The organism is Jiella sonneratiae (genome assembly GCF_017353515.1).
GTDB lineage: Bacteria > Pseudomonadota > Alphaproteobacteria > Rhizobiales > Rhizobiaceae > Jiella > Jiella sonneratiae.
In genome coordinates, this window is record NZ_JAFMPY010000010.1 from 146563 (window position 1) to 169649 (window position 23087).

At 70.5% G+C, this 23087-nt stretch carries 14 protein-coding genes and 1 pseudogene; 10 read left to right on the forward strand and 5 right to left on the reverse strand.

All coding sequences use genetic code 11. The annotated features are described in order from the left end of the window. Entirely contained in the window at positions 1–1449 is a 1449-nt protein-coding gene (leuC, locus tag J1C47_RS11960) for a 3-isopropylmalate dehydratase large subunit (protein WP_207350991.1), read from the reverse strand. 477 nt (positions 1450–1926) lie between these two features. On the opposite strand from leuC, the gene tssK reads away from it, so the two are divergent. From tssK to J1C47_RS12000, 8 genes and pseudogenes are all read left to right on the forward strand, one after another. Next, positions 1927–3255, forward strand: a complete 1329-nt coding sequence (gene tssK, locus J1C47_RS11965; RefSeq protein ID WP_207350992.1) for a type VI secretion system baseplate subunit TssK — start codon at positions 1927–1929, stop codon at positions 3253–3255. Then, positions 3255–4817, forward strand: coding sequence for a type IVB secretion system protein IcmH/DotU (gene icmH / locus J1C47_RS11970; RefSeq protein ID WP_207350993.1), 1563 nt, complete (start codon positions 3255–3257; stop codon positions 4815–4817). Before tssK ends, icmH begins: the two co-directional genes overlap by 1 nt. Beyond that, complete coding sequence (gene tssM / locus J1C47_RS11975) at positions 4814–8440, forward strand: type VI secretion system membrane subunit TssM (protein ID WP_207350994.1); 3627 nt, start codon at positions 4814–4816, stop codon at positions 8438–8440. Before icmH ends, tssM begins: the two co-directional genes overlap by 4 nt. Positions 8441–8487: 47 nt before the next feature. After that, positions 8488–8871: pseudogene (gene tagF, locus J1C47_RS24225) on the forward strand (type VI secretion system-associated protein TagF); the annotation flags it as partial. 223 nt (positions 8872–9094) lie between these two features. Continuing rightward, positions 9095–9868, forward strand: coding sequence for a PP2C family protein-serine/threonine phosphatase (locus J1C47_RS11985; protein ID WP_245396510.1), 774 nt, complete (start codon positions 9095–9097; stop codon positions 9866–9868). After that, on the forward strand, positions 9861–12071 hold the full coding sequence (locus J1C47_RS11990; RefSeq protein WP_207350995.1) for a serine/threonine-protein kinase: 2211 nt from the start codon (positions 9861–9863) through the stop codon (positions 12069–12071). Before J1C47_RS11985 ends, J1C47_RS11990 begins: the two co-directional genes overlap by 8 nt. A gap of 164 nt (positions 12072–12235) precedes the next feature. Continuing rightward, the gene (gene otsB, locus J1C47_RS11995; RefSeq protein ID WP_207350996.1) at positions 12236–12964 is read left to right on the forward strand and encodes a trehalose-phosphatase; all 729 of its coding nucleotides are present in this window, start codon (positions 12236–12238) and stop codon (positions 12962–12964) included. Positions 12965–13018: 54 nt separating this feature from the next. Next, positions 13019–14455, forward strand: a complete 1437-nt coding sequence (locus J1C47_RS12000; protein ID WP_207350997.1) for an alpha,alpha-trehalose-phosphate synthase (UDP-forming) — start codon at positions 13019–13021, stop codon at positions 14453–14455. A gap of 132 nt (positions 14456–14587) precedes the next feature. Here the strand turns inward: J1C47_RS12000 and J1C47_RS12005 are convergent, their stop codons facing one another. Further along, positions 14588–15751 carry a YbfB/YjiJ family MFS transporter gene (locus J1C47_RS12005; RefSeq protein ID WP_207350998.1) on the reverse strand — a complete coding sequence of 388 codons (1164 nt, stop codon included), beginning with the start codon at positions 15749–15751 and terminating at the stop codon, positions 14588–14590. Positions 15752–15939: 188 nt separating this feature from the next. On the opposite strand from J1C47_RS12005, the gene J1C47_RS12010 reads away from it, so the two are divergent. After that, on the forward strand, positions 15940–16713 hold the full coding sequence (locus tag J1C47_RS12010) for a polyphosphate kinase 2 family protein (RefSeq protein WP_342591972.1): 774 nt from the start codon (positions 15940–15942) through the stop codon (positions 16711–16713). Positions 16714–16800: 87 nt separating this feature from the next. Here J1C47_RS12010 and J1C47_RS23730 read toward each other — a convergent pair whose 3' ends face one another. The 3 genes from J1C47_RS23730 to J1C47_RS12025 form a co-directional block, all read right to left on the reverse strand. After that, the gene (locus tag J1C47_RS23730) at positions 16801–19560 is read right to left on the reverse strand and encodes a multicopper oxidase domain-containing protein (RefSeq protein ID WP_245396511.1); all 2760 of its coding nucleotides are present in this window, start codon (positions 19558–19560) and stop codon (positions 16801–16803) included. Positions 19561–19849: 289 nt separating this feature from the next. Continuing rightward, positions 19850–21103, reverse strand: coding sequence for an ATP-binding protein (locus tag J1C47_RS12020; RefSeq protein WP_207350999.1), 1254 nt, complete (start codon positions 21101–21103; stop codon positions 19850–19852). Beyond that, positions 21100–21828 carry a response regulator gene (locus tag J1C47_RS12025; RefSeq protein ID WP_207351000.1) on the reverse strand — a complete coding sequence of 243 codons (729 nt, stop codon included), beginning with the start codon at positions 21826–21828 and terminating at the stop codon, positions 21100–21102. The genes J1C47_RS12020 and J1C47_RS12025 overlap by 4 nt, the downstream gene beginning before the upstream one ends. A gap of 244 nt (positions 21829–22072) precedes the next feature. Between J1C47_RS12025 and J1C47_RS12030 the strand changes: the two genes are divergently transcribed. Beyond that, positions 22073–23044, forward strand: a complete 972-nt coding sequence (locus tag J1C47_RS12030; protein ID WP_207351001.1) for a hypothetical protein — start codon at positions 22073–22075, stop codon at positions 23042–23044. Positions 23045–23087 lie beyond the last annotated feature (43 nt).

Below are 23087 nucleotides of genomic sequence, written 5' to 3' on the forward strand. Positions count from 1 at the left end.
CTACTCCGCCGGCTCCAGCGCCTTCGCCCTGCCGAACTCCCGCACGTCGACGAAGCGGCCGGCGATCGCTGCCGCCGCCGCCATGGTCGGCGAGACGAGGTGGGTGCGGCCCTTCGAGCCCTGGCGGCCCTCGAAATTGCGGTTCGAGGTCGAGGCGCAGCGCTCATAGGGGGCGAGGCGATCCTCGTTCATGCCGAGGCACATGGAGCAGCCGGCCTCGCGCCATTCGAAGCCGGCGTCCTTGAAGATCTGGTCGAGGCCCTCGGCCTCGGCCTGCAGCTTGACGAGGCCCGAGCCGGGCACGACCATCGCCGAGACGGTTTCGGCCACCTTGCGGCCCTCGACGATCTTCGCGGCGGCCCGCAGATCCTCGATCCGGCTGTTGGTGCAGGAGCCGAGGAACACCTTGTCGATGGTGATGTCGGTCATCCTGGTGCCGGGGGTGAGGCCCATATATTCAAGCGCCCGCTCCTTCGACCTGCGCTTGTTCTCGTCGGCGATGGCGGCCGGATCCGGCACCACGCCGTCGATGGTCGTGACGTCCTCGGGGGACGAGCCCCAGGTGACGATCGGCGGCAGGGCGCGGGCGTCGAGCCGCACCACCTTGTCGTAATGGGCGCCGGGATCCGAGACGAGCGTCCTCCAGTAGGCGACGGCCCGCTCGAACTCTTCCCCCTTCGGCGCGCGCGGCTTGTCCTTCACATAGGCGAAGGTCGTCTCGTCCGGGGCGATCAGCCCGGCCCGCGCCCCGGCCTCGATCGACATGTTGCAGACGGTCATCCGGCCTTCCATCGACAACTGCCGAATCGCCTCGCCGGCATATTCGATGACGAAGCCGGTGCCCCCGGCGGTGCCGATCTCGCCGATGATGGCGAGGATGATGTCCTTGGCCGTGACGCCCTCGGGGATCGGCCCGTCGACCTCGACCAGCATGTTCTTGCCCTTCGCCTGGATCAGCGTCTGGGTGGCGAGGACGTGCTCGACCTCCGACGTGCCGATGCCGTGGGCGAGCGCCCCGAAGGCGCCGTGGGTCGAGGTGTGGCTGTCGCCGCAGACGATGGTCATGCCGGGCAGGGTGAAGCCCTGCTCGGGGCCGATCACGTGGACGATGCCCTGCCGGTTGTCGGCGGCGTCGAAATATTCGATGCCGAAGTCGCTCGCGTTCTTCGCCAGCGCCTCGACCTGGATGCGGCTTTCCTCGTTCTTGATGCCGTTCACCCGGTCCGCCGTGGTCGGCACGTTGTGGTCGACGACGGCGAGGGTGCGGGACGGCTGATGAACCTTGCGGCCGGCGAGGCGCAGGCCCTCGAAGGCCTGCGGGCTCGTGACCTCGTGGACGAGGTGGCGGTCGATGTAGATCAGCGAGGAGCCGCCCTCCTGGTTCTCGACGAGATGGGCGTCCCAGATCTTGTCGTAGATGGTGCGCGGTTTCTGGCTGGCATCGGTCATTGGTTGTCTCCCGAAGGCGGCGGCTCCGACGCGTCGCCTGGACGCCGGCCGCAAGAATTGTCGCAGAAATGAGGAAAGCGGACGGGCGGGGCGGCCTCTGCCGCGCCACGGCGGCGGCCGCCTATCTGCCCCCGGCCACCGTCATCCGGTAGAAGAATCGGCCGGGCAGGCGCGCATGGTCGGAGAGCTTGGCGAAGCCCTCGCTGGTCGGCAGCCTGACGCGCCCCCGCGCCCGCGGCCATGCTGTGTGACATCCGGTCATGGCGGGAAAATAACAATTCGCTCCGCGGCTGACAATCGATGCTTTGCCGGCGGCTTGCCCGGCGGCCGCGACAAGGCCGCCTGCCGGTCGCTCCGGGGCGGCGGGGAGCGCGCGGGCGGGACGAGTGCGCCCGGATGGCTGTTGACAACCACTGATTTGCATATAACCAATGGTCTGCTACCATTTAGTGCAATTCGGGGGCGGCGCACGCGCAGATGTCCTGGTACAGCAAGGTCGCCTGGACGGAGGGGCTCTTCCTGCGGCAGCATCACCTGCAGCAGAGCGACCGCTATCTGGAAAAGCTGATCGACTGCCGCGTCCGGCACCTCACGCCCTATCCATGGGGCTTTGCCGAGCTGGAGATTGATCCAGACCTCGCCCAGCAGTCGAAGTTCGGTCTGCGCCGCGCCTCGGGAATCATGCCGGACGGAACGCCCTTCGACATGCCGGGCGTCAGCCCGCTGCCCGGCCCGGTCGACGTCAAGGAGGACGCCGGCAACCTCTTTGCCTGGCTGTCGCTGCCGGCCGCCCTCGTCGACGGCCGCGAACTCGACATGGCCGAGGCGGGAAGCGCCAGCCGCTACGTCCGCGAACTCCAGACGGTGGTCGATTCGGCCGCAGCCTCCCCCGCGGAAGAGGCGATCGAGGTCGCCCATCCGCGGCTTTCCTTCGACATCCGCGAGACGCCGAAACCGGGCTTCTTCTCGCTGAAGGTCGCCCGGATCCTCGAGGTGCGCGACCGGACGATCGTCTTCGACCAGGGATTTGCGCCGCCGGTGCTGACGCTGCATGCGAGCCGCGTCGCCGCCGGCTTCGCCGAACGGGCCATCGGCTGGATCGACACCCATCTGGCGCTGCTCGCCCGCATCGCCGCCGATCCCTCGTCGCGCGGCGGCATGCTGAACATCGACTATCTCAGGCTGCAGATGCTGAACCGCGCGATCGGCGGGCTGCGGCATCTCGCCGGCTCGCGCTACACCCATCCGGTCGAACTCTACCGCGAACTCGTCGCGCTCGCCGGCGAACTCGCCACCTTTTCCACCGAGCGCTGCGCCAGGCCCTACCGCCCCTACGACCAGGACGATCTCAAGGCGACCTTCGAGCCGGTGCTCGACGACATCCAGCGGCTTCTCGCCATCGACGTCGGCCGGCCCGTCCGCCTCGACCTCGAGGCGCGGGGGAGCAACCAGTTCGTCCACCACATCCGGGACCGCAACGTGTTCCGCGACGCGACGCTGGTGCTCGAAGTCGCCGCCGCCAGGCCGCCGGCGGCGATCCGCGAGAAGTTTCCCCATCTCTGCAAGATCGGTCCCAACACCCGGATGAACGAGATCGTGCAGACGCATCTGCCCGGCGTGCAGCTCGTCCACATGCCGACGCCGCCCAGGCAGATCCGCACCTATTCCGACCGGGTGTATTTCTACTTCGACAAGCAGACGCCCCTCTGGCGGGAATTCTCGGTCGCCAGCGGCATCGGCATCCAGGTCTCGGCCGACTGGCCCGAGCTTTCGATGGAACTCTGGGCGATCCGGGAGGGCTATTGATGAGCGGCTCCGGGGACGGATGGGGAGGCCGGACGGTCATCCGGCCGGGGCCGGGCGGGATCCCCCGGCAGGGGCGCGGAGAGCCACCGCGGCCCGCGCCGCTCCAGGACGACTGGGCGCGGCCGGTGCGCGGCGATCCCGGCGGCCGGGACGGCGAGGCCGGCGCCGGCAATCCGCCTGCCTGGGCAAGGACCGGCGAGCCGCTCGGCGGCTGGCAGGCGCCGCGGGCCGGCGCCGACGCCCGCGACTTCTTTCCCGAGAACCCGGCGAGACAGCCTCCCCAGCCGCCGCCCGTCCAGAAGATCCCGCTCGCCGCAGTGATCGGCGCGCGCGAGGGCGAGCGCATGGCGAGCGCCAATCCGCTGCTCGACGCCGCCGCGCCGCTGCTCATCCTGATCGGCCGGCTGCGGCTCGGCGTCGTCGAGATGGAGGCCTCGCCGCTGATGAACCACGTCATCGGCGAGATCGACGGCTTCGCCAGGAAGGCGGCCGCCGGCGGCTATTCCGCCGACGACGCCAAGCGCGGCCAGTACGCCCTGTGCGCCACCGCCGACGACATCGTCCAGAACCTGCCGAGCCGGGAGCGGGAGGAGTGGCTGAAATACCCGATGCTCGCACGCTTCTTCGGGGCGCGCGATTCCGGCGTCGAGTTCTTCGAGGTGCTGCGCGACATTCTCGCCAATCCAGCTGCGGAATACGACCTCCTCGAACTCTACCACGCCTGCCTGTCGCTCGGCTTCGTCGGCAAGTACCGCACCGGCCATGGCGGCGACGCCGGCCTTTCCAACGAGCGGCGGCAGGTCTACGAGGCGCTGCGCCGCGTCAGGGCGCGGCCCGACGACGACATCTCGCCGCGCTGGCAGGGCCAGGCGATCGCGGCCCGGGCGCTGAAGGGCGCCGTGCCGGTCTGGGTGGTGGCGAGCCTTGCCGCCGTCGCCCTCGTCGGCCTGTTCTTCACCCTGCGCATCCTCCTTGCCGGCGATGCCGAGGCGGTGGCGGAGGAGCTCACGGCGCTGAACGCCGTGCCGCCCCCCGCGCTCGCCCGGCCGCCGACGGCCGAGGTGGTGGCGCCGCGGCCGCCGGAGACCTCGCAGCTCGAGCGCATCCGCGCCGCGCTGGCGGGAAAGGCCGACGGCGGCGGCGTCGACGTCGTTGCGGTCGGCGACAGCATCACCGTGCGCGTCGATTCCTCGCTGCTCTTCGACAGCGGCAGCGCCGACGTGACGGCGCCGTTCCGAAAGCTCGGCGGCGAGATCGCCGCCGCGCTCGACCGCGAGCCCGGCCAGATCTTCGTCACCGGCCACACCGACAACGTCCGGATGAGCGGCTTCGGCCGGTTCAAGTCGAACCAGGACCTGTCGCTCGCCCGGGCGAAATCCGTCGAGGCGGTGCTCGCCGCGGGCCTTGCCGACCCGGCGCGCATCGTCGTCGCCGGGCGCGGCGCCGACGAGCCGATCGCCGACAATGCGACGAAGGAGGGCAGGGCCCGCAACCGGCGGGTCGAGATCGCCATCCCGCGGGAGGAAAGCCTCGCCGGGGCGGGCCAGGAGGCACGGCCGTGACCCGCTTTCTGCGCCCCGCCCTCGTCGGCTTCGGCCTTCTCGCCTTCGCCGCGGTTGTCTGGCTCGCCGGGCCGTTCCTCGCCGTCGCCGAGGTGAGGCCGCTCGGGCCCGCCTCCGCCCGGCTGGCGCTGATCGGTCTCGCCGCACTCGCTGCCGGCCTCTTCTACGGCATCCGCCACTATCGCCGCCGCCGCCGCGAGCGGGCGCTCGAGGCGGCGCTGACCGAAGAGGGGGGCGAGGCGATCACCGGCGACGGCGCGGTGCTCTCCGATCGCATGGCCGAGGCGATCGCCGTGCTGCGGAAGTCGAGCGGCAGGAGCACCTTCCTCTACGAGCTTCCCTGGTATCTGGTGATCGGCCCGCCCGGTTCCGGCAAGACCACGGCGCTGGTCAATTCCGGCCTCGAATTCCCGCTGGCCGGGCCCGGCGGGCCGGCGGCCGTCGCCGGGGTGGGCGGCACGCGCTACTGCGATTTCTGGTTCACCGAAGATGCGGTGCTGATCGATACCGCCGGCCGCTACACCACCCAGGATTCCGATGCGAAGGCCGATGCGCGGAGCTGGCTCGACTTTCTCGCGCTGTTGAAGGCGACGCGCCCCCGCCAGCCGATCAACGGCGTCGTCGTCGCCATCAGCCTCGAGGATCTCATCACCCTTTCGGCGGAAACGAAGGAGGCGTTCGCCGCCGCCATCCGCGAGCGGCTGACCGAGCTGCACCGCGAGCTGAAGGTCGACTTTCCCGTCTACGTCCTGTTCACCAAGGCCGACCTCGTCGCCGGCTTTTCCGACTATTTCGGCAGTTTCACCCGCGCCCGGCGGCAGAAGGTGTGGGGCGCGACGGTGCAGAGCGGCCGGCGCGACGCTTCGCTGCTCGACAAGGTGCCGGAAGAGTTCGATGCCCTGGTGCGGCGGCTGACGGAGGAGCTGACGGACCGGCTGCACGAGGAACCGGACGGCCAGTCGCGGATCGCCGTCTACGGCTTTCCGGCCCAGTTCGCGATGCTGCGGGAAAGGGTCCTCGGCATGCTCGGCCGCATCTTCGAGCTGACCCGCTACAGGGCGCGGGCGAGCCTTCGGGGCTTCTACTTCACCTCCGGCACGCAGGAGGGCACGCCGATCGACCAGCTCCTCGGTGCGATGGCGGCCTCGCCCGCCGACCGCCGCGCCGCGGGCCGCATGATGTCCGGCACCGGCCGGAGCTTCTTCCTGCACGACCTCCTGAAGAAGGTGATCTTCGCCGAGGCCGGCCTCGTCTCCCACGACCGTGCCGCGGTCGCGCGCGGCATCGCCGTGCGCTACGGCGCCTATTCGGCGATCGCCCTCGCGGCCCTCGTTCTCGCGGGGCTCTGGGGCTTCAGCTATCTGAGCAACGAGGCGCTCGTTGCCGAGACCCGCGCCGACGTGCGGCGCTTCAACGAGGCCGCCGGCGGCGATCTCGCCGCGGACCGGATCGCCGACACCGACGTCGCGCAGCCGGCGAGCGCGCTCGACATCCTGAGGACGATGCAGGTCGGCTACGAGAACCGCGACCGGCCGGCGCCGATCGGCGAAGGCTTCGGCCTCAGCGTGCGGCCGGAACTCGTCTCGGCCGCGGAGGCGGGCTACCGGGCCGGGCTCGACCGGATGCTGCGCTCGCGCATGCTGATCGACGTCGAACAGCGGCTCGCCTCGCTCGTCGCCGCCAACGACGCCATGTCGCTCTTCGACGCGCTGAAGGTCTATCTGATGCTGGGCGGCCAGGCGACGAAGACCGACGAGCGCTTCGTGCGCGACTGGCTGCGGCGCACGCTCTGGCAGGACGTCTTCATCGGCCGCGAGGGCCAGCGGCTGATCGACGTCCTCGACCGCCACGTCGCGGCGATGCTCGACCTGTCGGCGCGGCGGCCTCCGCCCTTCGGCGTCAATGCCGATCTCATCGAGAACGCCCGCAAGATCCTGGCGCGCATGACCATCGCCGACCAGGTCTATGCCGCGATCCAGTCCGGCGAGGGCGCGCGCACCGCGGCCTATCCGGACTTCGTGCTCGTCGAGCGCATCCCCCAGGACGCCGAGACGGTGTTCCGCACGAGGGATGGCACGCCCCTCGAAGGTGTGCGCATCCCGATGCTCTATACCTATGCGGGCTTCCACCAGGTGTTTCTCGACCGCCTCTCGCAGGCCGCGCGGCGCTTCGAGGAAAACCGCTGGGTGCTCGGCGACTATGGCGACCAGACGGCGATCGAGGCGCAGTTCGCCGGCCTCGGGCCGGAACTCCTCGAACGCTATGCCCGCGACTTCGTCGCTGCCTGGGAGGGAATGCTCGGCAATCTCGAGCTCCAGCCGATGGGAGCCGACAAGCCCTATTACGCGGCCCTCGGGGCGCTCGGCGCCCCGACCTCGCCGCTGGTCGTCCTCGTCGAGGAGGCCGCCCGCGAAACTAGGCTGACGAAGGAGGAGGAAGGCGGCGACCGGCCGCCGGTCGCCGCGCGCTCCGAGCCCTCGGTCGCCGGCGAACTCGTCGCCGCCGTCACGTCGCGGGTGAGCGACCGGCTGCCGGGCCTTGCCCGCATCGGCCTAGACATCGCGGTGCGCAAGTCGCAGAGCCGGGTGGGTGGCTTCCTCGGCAGCGCGGCCGCCCCCGACCCGGCGGAACTCCTTTCCGGCCGCAGCATCGAGAGCCGGTTCCGCGCCTATCAGCAGCTCGTCGACGGAGAGCGCGGCAGCCGGCCGATCGACGCCTTGCGCAAGAACTTCGAGGAGGTGCACCGTACCCTCGTCACCATGGAGCAGAACCCGGCCTTCGTCGGCCAGGGCGAGACCGCCATGCAGGGCTATGTCGGCGCGCTCCGCTCGACCGTCTCGCGGCTGCCCGAGCCGGTGGCGCGCATGGTGCAGTCCGCCGTCAACGACATCGAGGGCGGGGCGGTCGACGCCTCCAAGGCCGAGCTCGTGCAGGACCTGCAGGGCCGCGTCACCCGCGACTGCCGGCGCATCGTCCAAGGCCGCTATCCCTTCGATCGCGGCAGCGCCAGCGACGTTTCGATCGACGAGTTCGCCCGGCTGTTCTCGCCGGACGGGATCATCGACCGCTTCTTCCAGCAGAAGCTCGCGCCCTATGCCGACCTCAGCGGCAAGACCTGGCGCTGGCGCGACGACACGCCGCTCGGCCGCACCCTGTCGCCCGCGGCGCTGGCGAATTTCCAGCGCGCGGCGACGATCCGCGACGCGTTCTTCCCGCAGGGCGGCACGGCGCCGAAGGTGGCGCTGCGCGTCGAGCAGACGGCCCTCGACGGCGACGCCCAGTATGCCCTCCTCACCGTCAACGACGAGATCCTTCAGACCTATAGGCAGGGCTTTTCCAGCAGCCAGTCGCGGACCTTCGAATGGCCGGGCAACGGCGGCGGCGAGGTGATGGTGCACATCATGCCGCCGCTCGAGGGCCGGCAGTACTTCGTCAAGAAGGTCGGACCCTGGGCGCTGATGCGCATGATCGCCGCCGGATCGCCCCAGAAGCGCGGCGACGTCATCGACCTGCGCTATCCGATCGGCGGGCGCTCCGTCGGTTACCAGCTGAAGATCGACACAGCACTGAACCCCTTCTACCTGCCGGCCCTGACGGAGTTCCAATGTCCGGCGGAGCTGTGACCGCCGCCGGACCGCCCGCTGCGGGCGGCCGCATTGCAGGGCGGGGCATGCCGCCCGCAGCGGACGCTCCAATCCTGGCCGAGGTTCCGGTCGCGCAGATCGGGGAGGGGACGGCGCCGCCCGCCGTCGGCTTCGGCCTGTTCGGCAAGCTGCCGCTTTGCCGCGACTTCGTGGCGGGCGGCCTGCCGCGGCCGCTTCTCGGTCCGCTCGAGAGCTTCCTCGCCGCGGGCATGGGCATGGCGAGAAACGCTCTCGGGCCGGATTTTGCGGCCGCCTACCGCGCCATGCCGGCCTGGCGGTTCCGGCTCGATGCGGCGTGTTTCGGCACCGGCGCCCTCGGCGTCATCCTGCCTTCCTTCGACGCCATGGGGCGGCCCTTTCCGCTGACGCTCTCGGCGCTCGCCCCGCCGGGCCGACGCTTCGCGGCACAGGCCGGCGGCTCGGCGCCCGGCCACGACGCGCTCGAGGCGCGCCTCCTCGCGCTCCTTGCGGCGCCCAACGCCATTCTCCGGAGGCCGCCGAGAGTTGCTTCTGGACCGCCGGCGATCCCGAGACCGGACCGCGCTGCTTCGTCCGGCCCGGCCTGCCCGCCGCCGCCGAATTCGTGGCGATGCTTCTCGGCAGGAGCCCCGACGCCCTGGATGCCTCGCCACCATGCGCGGGGCCGCCGCGATGACCCGGCAGGTCTTCCGCCTCGACGTCTTCGGCAAGAGCCACGTCGGCCGCGTGCGCAGCCTCAACGAGGACCGTTGCTTCGCCGACGCGGCGGCCGGCGTCTTCGCCGTCGCCGACGGCATGGGCGGGCACCGGGGCGGCGACCTCGCCAGCGCCGCGATCGTCGAACGCCTCGCCACCGTCGGCATCGCCACGACGGCTGCCGACCTCAGGGCGCGCGTCGAGGCGCGGCTCGATGCCGCCAACGACGCCATCCTCGACCTTGCGACGGCCGCCGGCGCGACGATCGGCTCGACCGTGGTCGTGCTGCTTCTCTTCGCGGAACACTTCGCCTGCCTGTGGGCCGGCGACAGCCGCGCCTACCGCCTGTCCCGAGGCCTCTTCGCCCGCATCACCCGCGATCATTCGAAGCTGCAGGAGCTTCTCGACGCCGGGCTGATCGCCCAGCACGAGGCGGCCACCTATCCCGGCCGCAACGTCATCACCCGCGCCGTCGGCGTTTCGGCGGCGTTCGCCGTCGAGCGGACGTCGGACGTCGTCCGGCCGGGCGACGTGTTTCTCCTGTGCAGCGACGGGCTGACCAACCATGTCGGCGACGCCGAAATCGCTGCGATCCTGGCAAGGCCCGGCGCGCGCGAGGCGGCCGAGGCGCTGGTCGCCGCGGCGCTGTCGCGCGGCGGCAGCGACAACGTCACCGCCCTCGTCCTGCGCTGCCTCCCGCCGCCGCGCGGCACGGGAGCCGGCAATGGATGAGCGCGCCCCGCCACCTGCTGCAGCGTCCGGCCGGACGCAGATCGACCGCCGGCCGGCGCGGCTCGAGGGCGGCACCGAACTCAACGACACCTATGTCGTCGAGGAGCTGCTCGCCGCCGGCGGCATGGGCGAGGTCTATCGCGGCCACAATCTCGTGACGGGAGAAACCGTCGCGATCAAGGTGATCCTGCCGGAATTCGCCGACGATCCGACCTTCATGCGGCTGTTCAGACGCGAGGCCGAGATGCTGGCGCGGCTGACCCACGATGCCATCGTCCGCTCCCATGTCATGGCGATCGACCGGCGCCTCGGCCGCCCCTACCTTGCCATGGAGTTCGTCACCGGACGCTCGCTGAAGCAGATCCTCGCCGAGCGCCGACTGACGCCCGAGCACGTGCGGCGGCTCCTGCTTCGCCTCGCCTCGGGCCTCGAGATCGCCCATCGGGCCGGCATCGTGCATCGCGACCTTTCTCCGGACAACGTCATCCTGCCGGCGGACGACGTCGACCGCGCCAAGCTGATCGATTTCGGCATCGCCAAGTCCGCGCGGCCCGGCGACAAGACGATCCTCGGCGACAGTTTCGCCGGCAAGTACAATTTCGTCTCGCCCGAACAGCTCGGCCGTTTCGGCGGCGTGGTGACCGGAAAGTCGGACGTCTACAGCCTCGCCCTCGTCGCGGTGGCGGCCCTGCGGGGGCGGCCGCTGCCGATGGACGGCAGCGACTACGAGCGGCTGGAAAAACGCAGCCGCGTGCCGGACGTCGCCGACCTGCCGGAGCCGCTGCGCGGCCTCGTCGCGTCGATGCTGCAGCCCGACCCCGCCGACCGGCCAGCCGACATGGCGGATGTCTGCCTGGCGCTGCACGACATGGAGGGCCGGCTCTTCGGCGAGCCCCCCGCCGATCGCGGCTGGCATCCGCGCCGTCTGCGCGCCGTCGAGGCGCGCGGCGCCGCGCCGGGGTCCGGGGCGGGCGCCGCGTCCCGCCTGCCGCAGCAGGACCCGGAGCCATTTTCACCCGGGCAGGCGGCGCCCGCCGCTGGCGCGAAGCGAAGTGCGGCCGTCGCGAAACCCGGCAAGAAGCCGGCGGGCCGGCGCTGGCCGGCCGCCGCCTTCGGCCTGTCGACGGTCTTCGCCGCAGCCGCCGCGGCGCTCCTGTGGCTCTGGCCGGACATCCTGCCGTTCGAGAGCGGCCCCACCGGGAACCCCACGGCCGCCGTCGTCGCCGGGGGCGGGACCGCGTCAGACGATGCCGCCTCGGAAGGGACCGCCGGGATCGGGGCGGGCCAAGCGCCGCCGGGGAACGAGGAGGCGCCGGCGAGGGCCGCCGTCCCTGCGCCGCAGCCTCTCGTGACGCAAGGCGGCGACGCGCAGCGCGCCGCGCCCGACCGGGCGGCGCCCGACGCGACCGGGGCCGACGACGACCGGCAGGCGATGCTGCGCGAGCCGCCGGCGTCGCCGGGGCAGGGCCGGCAGAGGCCCGACGCGCCGCCGACGCGCGATCGCCCCGGCGATCCGCTGCGCTTGCCCGATCCGTCGCTTCCCGACAGGATCGAGCCGCCGAAGGACACCGGCGAGGCCGTCGACGATACCGCGCGGTTCGTCGACTTCATCCAGCGCTTCGACGGCGGCGACTGCTTCTACGCCGTGCCGGCGGACGTGTCCGACACGACGGTGAGGATCGAGGCCTATGCGACGGGCCCGGATGTCGCCGCCCGGCTGATGCGGATGTTCAAGGCGCGGTTCGGGATCGAGCCGGACATCGGCATCCGACCGGTGGCGCCGCCGCAATGCGCGGCCGTGGACTTCGCCTCCGCCCGCCGCCGGGAGCGTCAAGTCCGCCCGGCGGTCGAACTCGCCGCCGACGTCATATCGAGCGGCGAGACCATCGAGGCGAATATCGCCGATATCGGCAGCCGCGCCGTCGTCGTCCTCTTCGTCGACAGTCTCGGCTTCGTCCAGGATGCAAGTTCCGCCGTCAAGCGTCGGGGCGACGATGCCCGGCTGAAGCTCTACTTCCGTCTGAAGCGCCAGGCCCCGGAGCGACAGCTGATGGTGGTCCTCACCGCGGAGGCGCCCTTCGCCGCGCTCTTGCCGGAACTTCCGGCGCCGGCACGCGCGGTGTTTCCGCGGCTGGACGAGCGGCTGAAGCGGGAGGGGCGGTCGGTCGCCGTCGGTCTGAGGCCCTTCCGCATCGACGAATAGCCGGACCCGGCGCCCTCGCCGCGGCGACGGCAGAAGCCCGCGGCCGGAGCGCTCCCGCCGCCCCTCGCCCGTTCGCCTTGCGTTCTTTTTCGATACAAAACGGCGGCCGGCGCCCTATCTCGGGAAGGACGAAAAACCGAAGCTGTCTGGCCCCCTCGACGCCGATGAAACGACCTCCTGCCATCGACCCGAAGACCCACGCCCTGTTCCTCGACTTCGACGGCACGCTGGTCGAACTCGTCGACGACCCGGAAAAGGTGGGGCTGGAAGCGCCGCGGATCGATCGCCTGACGGAGATCGCGGCGAGCCTCGACGGTGCGCTCGCCATCGTCAGCGGCCGCCGCATCGCCGATCTCGACCGTTTTCTTTCCCCGCTGGCCTTCGCGGCCGCGGGGGTGCACGGGCTGGAGCGGCGCCGCGCACCGGGCGGCGCGGTGGAATTTCTGATGCAGCCGGAAGCCCTCGATCCGATCCGCGACGCCCTCGCACCGACGCTCGAGGAGAACCGCCGGCTGTCGCTCGAGGACAAGGGCACCGCCCTCGTCCTCCACTATCGCACCGCGCCGGACCTCGCCGAGGTGGCGAAGGCGGTGATGCGCAAGGCGGCGGGAGGGCGCGACGACCTCGTGGTGATGGAGGGCGACAACATCGTCGAGGTGCATCCGTCCGGCATGGACAAGGGCCGGGCGCTCGAAGAGTTCATGACGGCGGCGCCCTTTGCCGGGCGCGTCCCGGTCTATCTCGGCGACGACACCACGGACGAGTTCGCGCTGAAGACCGTCGCCGCGATGGGCGGCCTCGCCGTCAAGGTGGGAACCAAGCCGAGTGTCGCCGATCATCGCCTCGCCGACGTCGCCGACGTCCATCACTGGCTCGACGTCTGCGGCGTCTGAAGAAGGACCGGCCGGCATCGGTCCGGCCGGCCAGAACCGAGAGGAAGGGAGACAATGGCTGAGGGGCATCGCCGTCTGGTCGCCGTATCGAACCGCGTCGGACCGCTGAACGACGAGGGCAAGGCGGGCGGTCTCGCCGTCGGCCTGTCCGACGCGCTGAAGCGCCGCGGCGGCCTGTGGTTCGGCTGGAGCGGCAACACCACCGCCAACGGCACCTTCGGCGAGGCGGTGACCGAGGTCGAGGGCGACGTCGCGATGACGACGATCGACATGAGCGAGGAGGAACTCGACGGCTTCTACTTCGGCTATGCCAACCGCTCGCTCTGGCCGCTGCTCCACTACCGGCTCGACCTCGCCGAATTCGACCGCCAGTCGGACCGCATCTACCGAAGCGTCAACCAGCGCTTCGCGGCGCGGCTGGCGCCGCTGCTCGAAGACGACGACCTCGTCTGGATCCACGACTACCATTTCTTCTATCTCGGCTCGGAACTGCGCCAGTGCGGCTTTACCGGCAAGATCGGCTATTTCCTGCACATCCCCTTCTGCGCGCCGGAGATCTTCACCGCCCTGCCGGCCAGCCACGACATCGTGCGCTCGATGCTCGCCTACGACGTGATCGGCTTCCAGACCGACACCGACCGGCGCAACTTCGCGAATTTCTGCGTGCGCGAGCTCGGCGGCGAGAAGCTGCCCGGCCATCGCGTCAGGGTCGGCCAGCGGACGGTCGTCGCCGACAGCTTTCCGATCGGCATCGACGCCCCGGGCTATGCGCGCTTCGCCGTCTCGCCGGAGGCCGGCGAGCACGAGGAGATGGTGCGCGAGATCGCCGGCGACCGGCTGCAGATCATCGGCGTCGACCGCATGGACTATTCGAAGGGCCTCGTCGAGCGCTTCCGCGGCTTCGAGCGGCTGCTCGAGGAATATCCGGAAAACCGCGGCACGGTGCAGTTCCTGCAGGTGGCGCCGCTGTCACGCTCCGAGCTCGACGCCTATGTCGAGCTGAGGCGCGAGCTCGAGGAACTCGCCGGCCACATCAACGGCCGCTTCGCGACGCTCGACTGGACGCCGCTGCAGATCATGACCCGCGGCTTCACCCGCCGGGCGCTGGCCGGGATCTACCGGGCGGCGCGCGTCTGCCTGGTGACGCCGCTGCGCGACGGGATGAATCTCGTCGCTAAGGAATATGTCGCGGCGCAGGATCCGGAAGATCCAGGGGTGCTCGTCCTGTCGCGCTTTGCCGGGGCGCGCTCGGAGCTCAAGGATGCGCTGGTGGTCAATCCCTATTCGACCGACGACGTCGCGCGGGCCCTGCAGCGGGCGCTGACCATGCCGCTCGACGAACGCAGGCGTCGCTGGGAGCAGATGCGCGAGGCCGTCTTCCACGGCACCGCGGCGCATTGGTGCGACAGTTTCCTCGACCGGCTGGCAGGTGTCGAGAGCGAGGAAGACGGACCCGCCGCCGAGGCAGCTGTCGAGGCGCATCCTTCATAGAGCGGGATGAAACGAGCGTCGCTCATCCTCCCGCTCCATCTTCCTGTCTGAGCATGCTCTCTTCCGAAAACCTTTTCGGGATCATGCTTGACGGCCTCGTCCGGCGCACCGCGGACCGATGCAGGCGGCGCTTCACGCCTGCGGCGACGCGCCTTCGCGCCGGCCGCCGATGGCGACCAGCAATGCCGCCAGCGCCAGCACGAGAACGGCGGCCGAGGCGGCGAGCGGCAAGGTGTAGTCGCCGGCGCCGGAGACGAGATATCCCGCCGCCAGCGGCCCGAGCATCTGGCCGAGGCCGAAGCCGGCGGTGAGCACGGCGAAGCCGCGCCCGCCGAGGCCGTGGCGGCCGAGCGGCATGGTCAGCGTCGTGATCGCGATGAAGGTGCCGCCGAACAGGATCGCCGCGAGGATCGCAGCGGCCGGGGCGCCGCTCACCACCGGCAGCATGACGCCGACGATCTGCGCGACGTAAGCGAGAGCGAGGGCGCTCGCAAAGCCGATGCGCTCGGCGACCCGGCCCCACAGGAGACAGCTCGGCAGGACGGCGATGCCGGTGACGATCCACACCCAGTCGCCGAGGGCCTCGATGCCGGGACGCGACTTGATCAGCGCGACGATGAAGGTCGCAAAGACCGAATAGCCGAGACCCTCGCAGGTGTAGTTCACGAAGAGCGGCCAGAAGGGCAGCGGGCGCGGCACGCGCCGGCGCGGATCGGCCGGCCGCCGCGAGACCGGCAGTTCGCGCTCGCGCAGGAACAGGAAGGCGACCGGGACCAGCAGCGCCGCCAGCGTGCCGACCAGCACCCACAGCGTCGAGGAGCGGAAAGCGTCGACGAGGACGTGGACGATCAGTCCGGACAGGGCGATGCCGGCGCCGACGCCGCCGAACATCCAGGCGAGGCGGCTTTCCTCGCCGATCCGGGCCAGCTTCTCCGCGACGATGCCGGCCGCCGAGATCATCGCGAAGGCGCTGGCGAGACCCGACACGGTGCGCAAGGCGAGCCAGAGCGAAAGATCGTCGGTGACGCCCATCAGGATCGTCGTCAGGACGCTGGCGAGGAGGCCGCCCTGGAAGGCGAGGCGGCGCGCTCTGCCCCGAGCGGCGAAGGCCGCCAGCATCGACCCGGCGAAATAGCCGGCAAAGTTGGCGCTGGCGATCAGCCCGGCGACGTCGGCTCCGAAGCCGTATTGGCGCTGCATCAGCGGCAGCAGCGGCGTGTAGAGAAACCGCCCGACGCCCATCACGATGGCGAGGGTCAGGCTTCCTCCGAGGAGAAGCTTGGTCGTGGCGTGCATTGGGTCTGACAGACTTTCGCCGGGCGGCGATTCGAAAAGGGGGTGGTTGCGCCCCTGCTTCGCACGTGGCCGCGGGCGGCGCCAGAACCATATCCCCTTGCATCGTGGATGGACGCATCGGCGACGGCCGAAGCGTTTTGCCGGAAAACGGTCCTGCCCGGCCGGCGGAAAGGCTCAAGGGGGTGCAGGTGAAGCTGAAGCAGCTCGACATGACGGCGAAGATCGACGACGCCGACTACGACCACCGCATGGAAGAGCTGCTGAAGCGCTTCCAGGCGATCCACCAGGCCTATCTCGTCCAGCGCCAGAAGGCGGTGGTGGTCTTCGAAGGCTGGGATGCGGCGGGCAAGGGCGGGACGATCCGTCGGATGTCGTCGGTGATGGATCCGCGCGGGCTGAAGGTCTGGCCGATCGGCGCGCCGAACGAGAGCGAGCGCACCCGCCACTATCTCGCGCGCTTCTTCGAGCGGCTGCCGCAGGCCAAGGAGATCGCCGTCTTCGACCGCTCCTGGTACGGCCGCGTCCTCGTCGAGCGGGTGGAGGAACTCACCGACGAAAAGTCCTGGCGCCGGGCCTATGGCGAGATCAACGCCTTCGAAAAGATGCTCGCCGAAAACGGCACCCGGATCGCCAAGGTGTTTCTCTACATCGATCCGGACGAGCAGCTGAAGCGCTTCGAGAAGCGCCTCTCCGACCCGCTGAAGCGCTGGAAGCTCACCTATGAGGACTTCCGCAACCGCGACAAGTGGGGCCTTTATGTCGATGCGGTGGACGACATGCTGGCACGCACCGACACCGCCGATGCGCCGTGGCACGTGGTTGCCGCCAACCAGAAGAAATACGCCCGGATCTCGGCCCTGACCCACATCGCCGAGCGCCTCTCCGAGGGCGTCGATCTGACGCCGCCGCAGCCCGATGCCGGGCTGGAGGAGCGGTTCAAGCGCGAGAAGAAGGCCGCGTGACGTCGCAACGAGGCCGGAGCGGCCGCCCGGACGGGGCGGCCGCGTGCGCGGTGCCGACCCTGCCTTACGCGGTGGCCGGCCGCCGCCTCACCGCAGCCGGCTCTGGGCGGCGCCGGGATCGGCGACCTTCGGGTCGATGACCGAGATCCGCTGCATCATGCCGTTGTCCTCGTGTTCGAGGATGTGGCAGTGCAACACGAAGGTCGCGGGGTCGAGCCGCGCCGGATCCGCCGGATCCGGGAAGGACGCGAACTGGCCGCCGGAAAACGCCATGTCGAGCTGGATCATGCCGCTCTCGTCGCCGGCCGCACCGTCGCCGCGGCAGGACTTGCCCTTCGGATCGAGACTGAAGCGATGCACCGCCCCCTCCTCGTGCGACACCGGCTCGACCTCGGTGAAGATGTCGCTGCACGTGTCGGTGCCGCGCGGCACGATGATCGTGTCGTGCTGCAAATCGACGGTCTGGGTGTTGATGGCGAGGCTCGCCGGGATTTCCACGGCGTCGAGCGGCGAGGGCGCGCGGTAGAATAGCGCGCCCGACTTCGGATCGCGGCGAACCCGGTACTTCAGCTGGTGGATGTGGAAGTTGTGGACCTCCGGCGAGAGGTTGACGAGCTCCCAGGTCTCGGCCGCGTCCGGACTGTCGACCTTGTAGGCGCAGGGGCCGGCCGCCGGATCGAAGGTCGAGAGCGTGACCGGCACGACCGGCCTGCCGCCGGAATAGTCGATGGTCTGGCCCTTGCCGTTCCACTCCTGGCCTGTCGCCTGGTTGAGGAAGGTCTCCCCGAGCAGGAAGAACTCGCCGTCGGGGGTCTCCTGGATGCCGAAATAGATGCGGCGGACGATCTCCTGGTCGGGATGGGCCTTCTGTTCCAGCGACCAGCGTTCGAGGCCGGCGAGGTCGGAGCAGAAATTTGCCGGCGAGGCTTCATATGTCGGCGCGTAGCGGCTGGCTCCCGGCTGCCGTGCCGTTTCCTGGGCCTTTTCCTGCAAGGTCGCGATGCGGCTCTGGTTGCGGCGCAGCGTCTCGCGCTGGGGCATCGCCTGCGGCTGGATGCGGAAGACGCCGGCGAGCCGATCGTCGAGTGACGCCTCCCGGGCGGGCGCCGCCCGGCCCGGGGCGCTCTCGTTGCGGGCGACGAGGGCGGTTCCGGCCGGCGCGGCCTGCGCCGGCGCCGCAGCGGGCGCGTTGGCGAGGAAATGCACCCTGGCGAGGGCGATCCGCGGCCAGGTGTCGGCGCTGTCCCTGGTGAAGCCCGCCTGGAACGGCCCGGCGACGAGCTGATAGGTGAGATCCGCCTCCGGCTGCGGGCTGACGATGCCGAGTTCGGCGCGGCTGCCGGGCATCAGCAGGATCTCCTCGGTCTGCGGCGCCGCGAGCGCGTCGCTGCCGCCGGTTCCGGCATTCGCGTCGAGATGCACCGGCGTCGCGCCGTCCATCTGCAGGACGGCGAACTTCAGATTGCCGAGATTGGTCCGGCCGGACGGTGAAATCTCGCTCAGGCGCAGCCGGTAGGTGATGTTCGCCGAGGCGTTCTGGATCCGCCAGACCTCGCTTGCCCCCGGCGCGACGGTGATGTCCGGATAGTCCTGGCCGTTGACGGTGAACACCCAGGCGCCCTCGGAAACGTCGAGCGGCGTCTCCTCACCGCTCGCCTTCAGCTTGACGGTCAGCCGCATGTCCTCGGCGCCCGCGGCCGGGGCGCTCTTGCGCGCGTCCGGCAGTTCGCAGCGCCCGATATTGTCGAGACTGGTCTTGTTGTCGCCGCAGAAATCCGGGGCCTGATCGGCGAAATGGACGAAATGCCCGCCCGAATTCGGCGTCCTGACGATCTGCATGTCCTTCAAGAGCAGGTTGCGCGCCGGCAGCGAGGCGCCGCCCGGCAGCTCTGCCGTCTTCAGGTCGTCGGCCGCGTCGATCACCGCCATCTGGGCCATGCCGGCCGAGACCTGCGCCTTGGCGATGCCGTGGATGTGCGGGTGGATCCAGTTGACGCCCTGCGGATGAGGCCCGCCGGACCCGTCCATGGCGATGTCGTAGTCGGTCAGCTTCTTGCCGCAGACGAAGATGTCGTCGCCATAGACGAGATTGCCGCCCGCGTCCTTGCGGACGTCCGGCTGCACCAGGAAGCCGTGCATGTGGAGATTGGCGAGCTCGAGCGTCGATACCCAGCCGCTGTCCGGATTCCAGCGGCTGAAGGCCATGCAGTGCCCGGCCGGCGCCGCGCCGCCGTCCGCCGTCCGCTCGAAGGTTCCGCGGTCGGCGGGGGAGGGCTCCGGCACCGGCACCGGCCTGCCCCTTTCGGATGCTCGGCCCGACCGCGCGGCGGCCGGTGAGGGCGCGCCCATGATCTCGGAGTTGACGTCCGCCGCGGCGTTCGCCGCGGTGTCGGCCTCGCGCCGCAAGGCGTCGTGGTTCTCCGGCGCGGCCGGGACGACGCCGATCGTGCCGGTCCCGCCGGCCTCGGCGGTCCCGGCCGTCTCGCCCGGCCGATCGCCAGCCGCATGGGCGTGGTTCATGCCGGACATGCCGCCCGGCCCGGACATCGCCGCCGGCGCGGGATCGCTCTCGTCGAAGCGCAGATGCACCTTGAACCTGCCGTCAGGCTTCAAACCGATGAGCGCTCCGGCATAGGGATCGGCGCAGCCCGCCGCGGCGACGTCGTCGACCGGGCAGACGGTGAGGGTCTGGACGCCGTGGACCTCCCGCGGATTGGACGGATCGGCCGTCGGCATCTCGATCGTCTGGCCGTTGCGGACGAACATCCAGAGTTCGGTGTCGGCGCCGCGCGCCGTGAAGGTCGTCAATTCCTTCAGTTCCGCACCGAAGCTCGAGGCTACCGACATCGAAATGACGCAAAGTTCTGCAGCAACAAATATTGTTGTTGACTTCAAAAGTCCAGTTTTCATTTCGGATCCTCTTCCGAAATCACACGCCCGGCGGATATCTATTGCGCCCCGTCAATAAAAATCAATGCGCGACATGCCGCAGCGTCAGGCCGAGGCGGGCAGGCGCGCAGCGGGGCGACGTGGCGTGGGGAAGGGGCGGGTGCGAGGCGCGGCGGAGCGTCGCCGGCCGCATGTGTCGGGCGTCAGACGTCGTGCGTCAGACGTCGGACGTCAGGCGCTGCGCGCGTCACACGGCGAGCGGCAGGCGCACGGTCTGGACGAGGCCGCCCTGCGGCCGGTTGGCGATGCGGATCGTCCCGCCGGTCTGGTCGACGATCTCCTTGGCGATCGCCATGCCGAGGCCGGCGCCGGGCTTGAGTTTGCGGCGCGCCGGATCGACGCGGAAGAACGGCTCGAAGGCCCTCTCCAGCAGCTCTTCGGGAATGCCGGGGCCCTCGTCCTCGATCAGGAGCTCGGCAAAGGCGCCGTCGCGCCGCAGCGACATGCGGGCGTTGCCGCCGTGGACGATGGCGTTTTCGACGAGGTTGCGCAGCGCCCGCTTCAGCGCCAGCGGCCGGGCCAGCACGGCGAGGTCGGCAAGGCTCGCCTCCGGCATCGCGATGTCGTGGCCGATCTCGCCGAGTTCGCCGACGATTTCGGCAAGCAGCGGCTTCAGCCGGACGGCCTCGCCCGGCTGCGGATCGACCTCCTCGCGCACCAGGCGGATGGCGCTGTCGGCGATCCTGTCGAGCTCGTCGAGGTCCTTCAGCCAGGTCTCGCGCTCCTCTTCCGGCAGGAACTCGGCGCGCAGCCGCATCCGCGTCATCGGCGTCCTGAGGTCGTGGCCGGCGGCGGCGACGAGGCGCATGCGGCTTTCGACGGCCGTCCGCACCCGCGTGGTCAGTCGGTTCACCGCCGCGGCGGTGGCGCGCACCTCCGGCGGGCCGTCCTCGGGCATGTGGGCGGGAAGCCCGTCGGCCCCGACGGTGGAGACCGCCTCGTCGAGGATCAGGAGCGGCCGCGTCATCTTCGTCGCGGCGAAGATCGAGACGCCGGCGACGCCGCCGGCGAGCACCGCGAGATAGGCGGCGAAGCCGAGGAAGTTGCGCGGCGGAAAACCCGGATAGGGCAGATAGACCCAGCGCCCGGGCGTCAGCTCGAAGGCGAGCTGGCGCGTGCGCGACTGCGGATCGCCGACGATCCTCACGTCCTGGTCGATGCCCTTGTCGCGCAGCGCGTCGCGGATGCCGCGGCTGTCGCGCACGAAGACGCCGGGTTCGTTGCGCGGCCGCTCACCGACGGTGATGCCGAGCCGCCCGGCGGCGGCCGGATCGTCGCGCAGATAGGTGGCGATGATCCGGACCTCCTCGGCGAAGGCCATGCGGAAGGTGTCCCGGTCCGGCCGGTCGAGCATCACCAGCGACACCAGCGCTGCGAGTGCCACGACGCCGAGCACCGATCCGAGAAGCAGCATGGCGAGTCGGAAGCGCAGCGATCTCACGCGCCGGGTTCCTCCTCGCGCTCGACCCGCGCGGCGAACTGGTAGCCGCCGTTGCGCACGGTCTTGAACAGGCGGAAGACGCCGTTGTCGCTCAGCTTGCGCCGCAGCCGGCTCATCGTCACGTCGATCGACCGGTCGAACGGGTCGACGGAGCGGCCGTGCAGGAGATCCATCAGGATGTCGCGCGACAGGACGCGCCCGGGACGTTCGAGGAAGATCATCAGAAGGTCGAACTCGGCGCCGGTCAGGGCGATCTCCGAGCCGTCCGGGGCGGTGATGCTGCGCCGGTCGGGCAGGACGGTGAAGCCCTCGAAGCGGTAGCCGGCCGCCGACGCGCCTTCCTTGGCCGCGGCGGGGACGCCGCGTCGCAGCACGGCGCGGATGCGCGCGGCGAGCTCGCGCGGGTTGAACGGCTTGCCGAGATAGTCGTCGGCGCCGAGTTCGAGGCCGATGATCCGGTCGACGTCCTCCTTGAGGGCTGTCAGAAGGATCACCGCGAGCTCGGGCCGCTCGTCCTTGATCTCCCGGCAGATGTCGAGGCCCGAGGCATCGGGCAGCATGACGTCGAGAACCACGAGGTCGACCCGCGAATCGGCGAGCCGCTGCTTGCACTGCCGCCGGTTCGCGGCGAGCTGGCAGCGAAATCCCTGGCCGTCCAGATATTTTCCGAGCAGCCGGCAGATCTCCGGATCGTCGTCGACCACGAGTATGTTGGGCTGTGACATCTGCCTCGTTCCGAAAGCTTCGCGCGCTTGCTCAAACCGGCGTCGGCCGGTGCATCCTGCTGTTTTGCCCCGGCCGCGGGCGCGCGCGAGCAGCGATTTGTAACCGCGTGTTGCGCCCGACCGGATCGATACAAGCCGTAACAAATCGGGACGGCCCGGGCGACTTTCGGCAATCTTTGGCCGCACGCTCGCAACATCCCGTCCCTATCTTCCGTCCCATCACTCGAATCAAGGGAGATCAGTGATGAGATCAATTCGAGACAAGAACCCCGGCAACGGCCGGAACCGGTTCGGCCGCGGCGGCAGGATCGCCACCGGGGCGGCGCTTGCCGCCGCGCTGTTCGGCACCAGCGCCTTCGCCGAGCAGAACATGCCGCAGGCAGGGCACCAGCCGGCGGCGAAGATGCGTTCCGACGACGGAGCGGGCGCCAAGGGCCACCGCCACTTCGCCGAGAACTTCGACCGTGGCCACGGCGGCCATGGCGGCCGGCATCACGGCCGGCGCGGCGGCATGATGTCGCCGGCACGGCTCGCCACCGCCCTCGCGGCGCTGGAGACCGGCATCGGCATCCAGCCCGACCAGATGGGCGCATGGCGCAACTTCACCGGTGCGCTGATCGCCTTCGCCGAAGCGGTGCAGCCGCCGATGGGGCGCCCCGGCATGGGGCCCGGTCGAATGGGTCCCGGCCCGCATGGTCCGGGCGGCCCGGGCACGCCGCAGGCCGGCGGCCAGCCGGGGGCCGGCGCCGACCAGACGCCGCCGCCTCCGCCGGCGGGCGATGCTGCTCAGACCGACCAGGCCGGCAAGCCGGGCGGCAATAACGAGCTCTTCGCCTTCCGCATGCTCGACCACTTCGCCGACCGCGCCATCGAGGCGGGGGAAAAGGCGAAGGCCGTGAAGTCGGCGCTGGCCGATCTGGAATCGACGCTGACGCCGGAACAGACCGACCGCGCCCGCACGCTGATCCGCTCGATGATGCAGGAGATGCGCGGCGAGCGTTGGGGCGGCCGCGGCCACCGCGGACCGGGCGATCATCGCGGCTTCCGCTTCGGCGGTCAGCGGCACGGGCACGGGCCGCGCGGCCCGATGCCTCAGGACGACGGCATGGGCTTCGGCGGCCCCGGCGGGCCCGGCGACGACGGTCCGGACGGCCAGGGACCGGCCGACCAGGGGCCGGAGACGCCGCCGACGGACGAGGCGCCGCAGCAGGGCTGAGGCGCGAGGCTGTCGAAGAATCCTGTGGCGGGGGCTCCCCCCT

Excerpts from the sequence above, each read along its gene's own strand:
- otsB (WP_207350996.1), top strand. The coding sequence starts at position 12,236 with ATGAAACGACCTCCTGCCATCGACCCGAAGACCCACGCCCTGTTCCTC.
- J1C47_RS23730 (WP_245396511.1), bottom strand. The coding sequence starts at position 19,560 with ATGTCGGTAGCCTCGAGCTTCGGTGCGGAACTGAAGGAATTGACGACC.
- leuC (WP_207350991.1), bottom strand. The coding sequence starts at position 1,449 with ATGACCGATGCCAGCCAGAAACCGCGCACCATCTACGACAAGATCTGG.
- J1C47_RS12000 (WP_207350997.1), top strand. The coding sequence starts at position 13,019 with ATGGCTGAGGGGCATCGCCGTCTGGTCGCCGTATCGAACCGCGTCGGA.
- J1C47_RS11990 (WP_207350995.1), top strand. The coding sequence starts at position 9,861 with ATGGATGAGCGCGCCCCGCCACCTGCTGCAGCGTCCGGCCGGACGCAG.
- icmH (WP_207350993.1), top strand. The coding sequence starts at position 3,255 with ATGAGCGGCTCCGGGGACGGATGGGGAGGCCGGACGGTCATCCGGCCG.
- J1C47_RS11985 (WP_245396510.1), top strand. The coding sequence starts at position 9,095 with ATGCGCGGGGCCGCCGCGATGACCCGGCAGGTCTTCCGCCTCGACGTC.
- J1C47_RS12005 (WP_207350998.1), bottom strand. The coding sequence starts at position 15,751 with ATGCACGCCACGACCAAGCTTCTCCTCGGAGGAAGCCTGACCCTCGCC.
- J1C47_RS12025 (WP_207351000.1), bottom strand. The coding sequence starts at position 21,828 with ATGTCACAGCCCAACATACTCGTGGTCGACGACGATCCGGAGATCTGC.
- tssK (WP_207350992.1), top strand. The coding sequence starts at position 1,927 with ATGTCCTGGTACAGCAAGGTCGCCTGGACGGAGGGGCTCTTCCTGCGG.
- J1C47_RS12030 (WP_207351001.1), top strand. The coding sequence starts at position 22,073 with ATGAGATCAATTCGAGACAAGAACCCCGGCAACGGCCGGAACCGGTTC.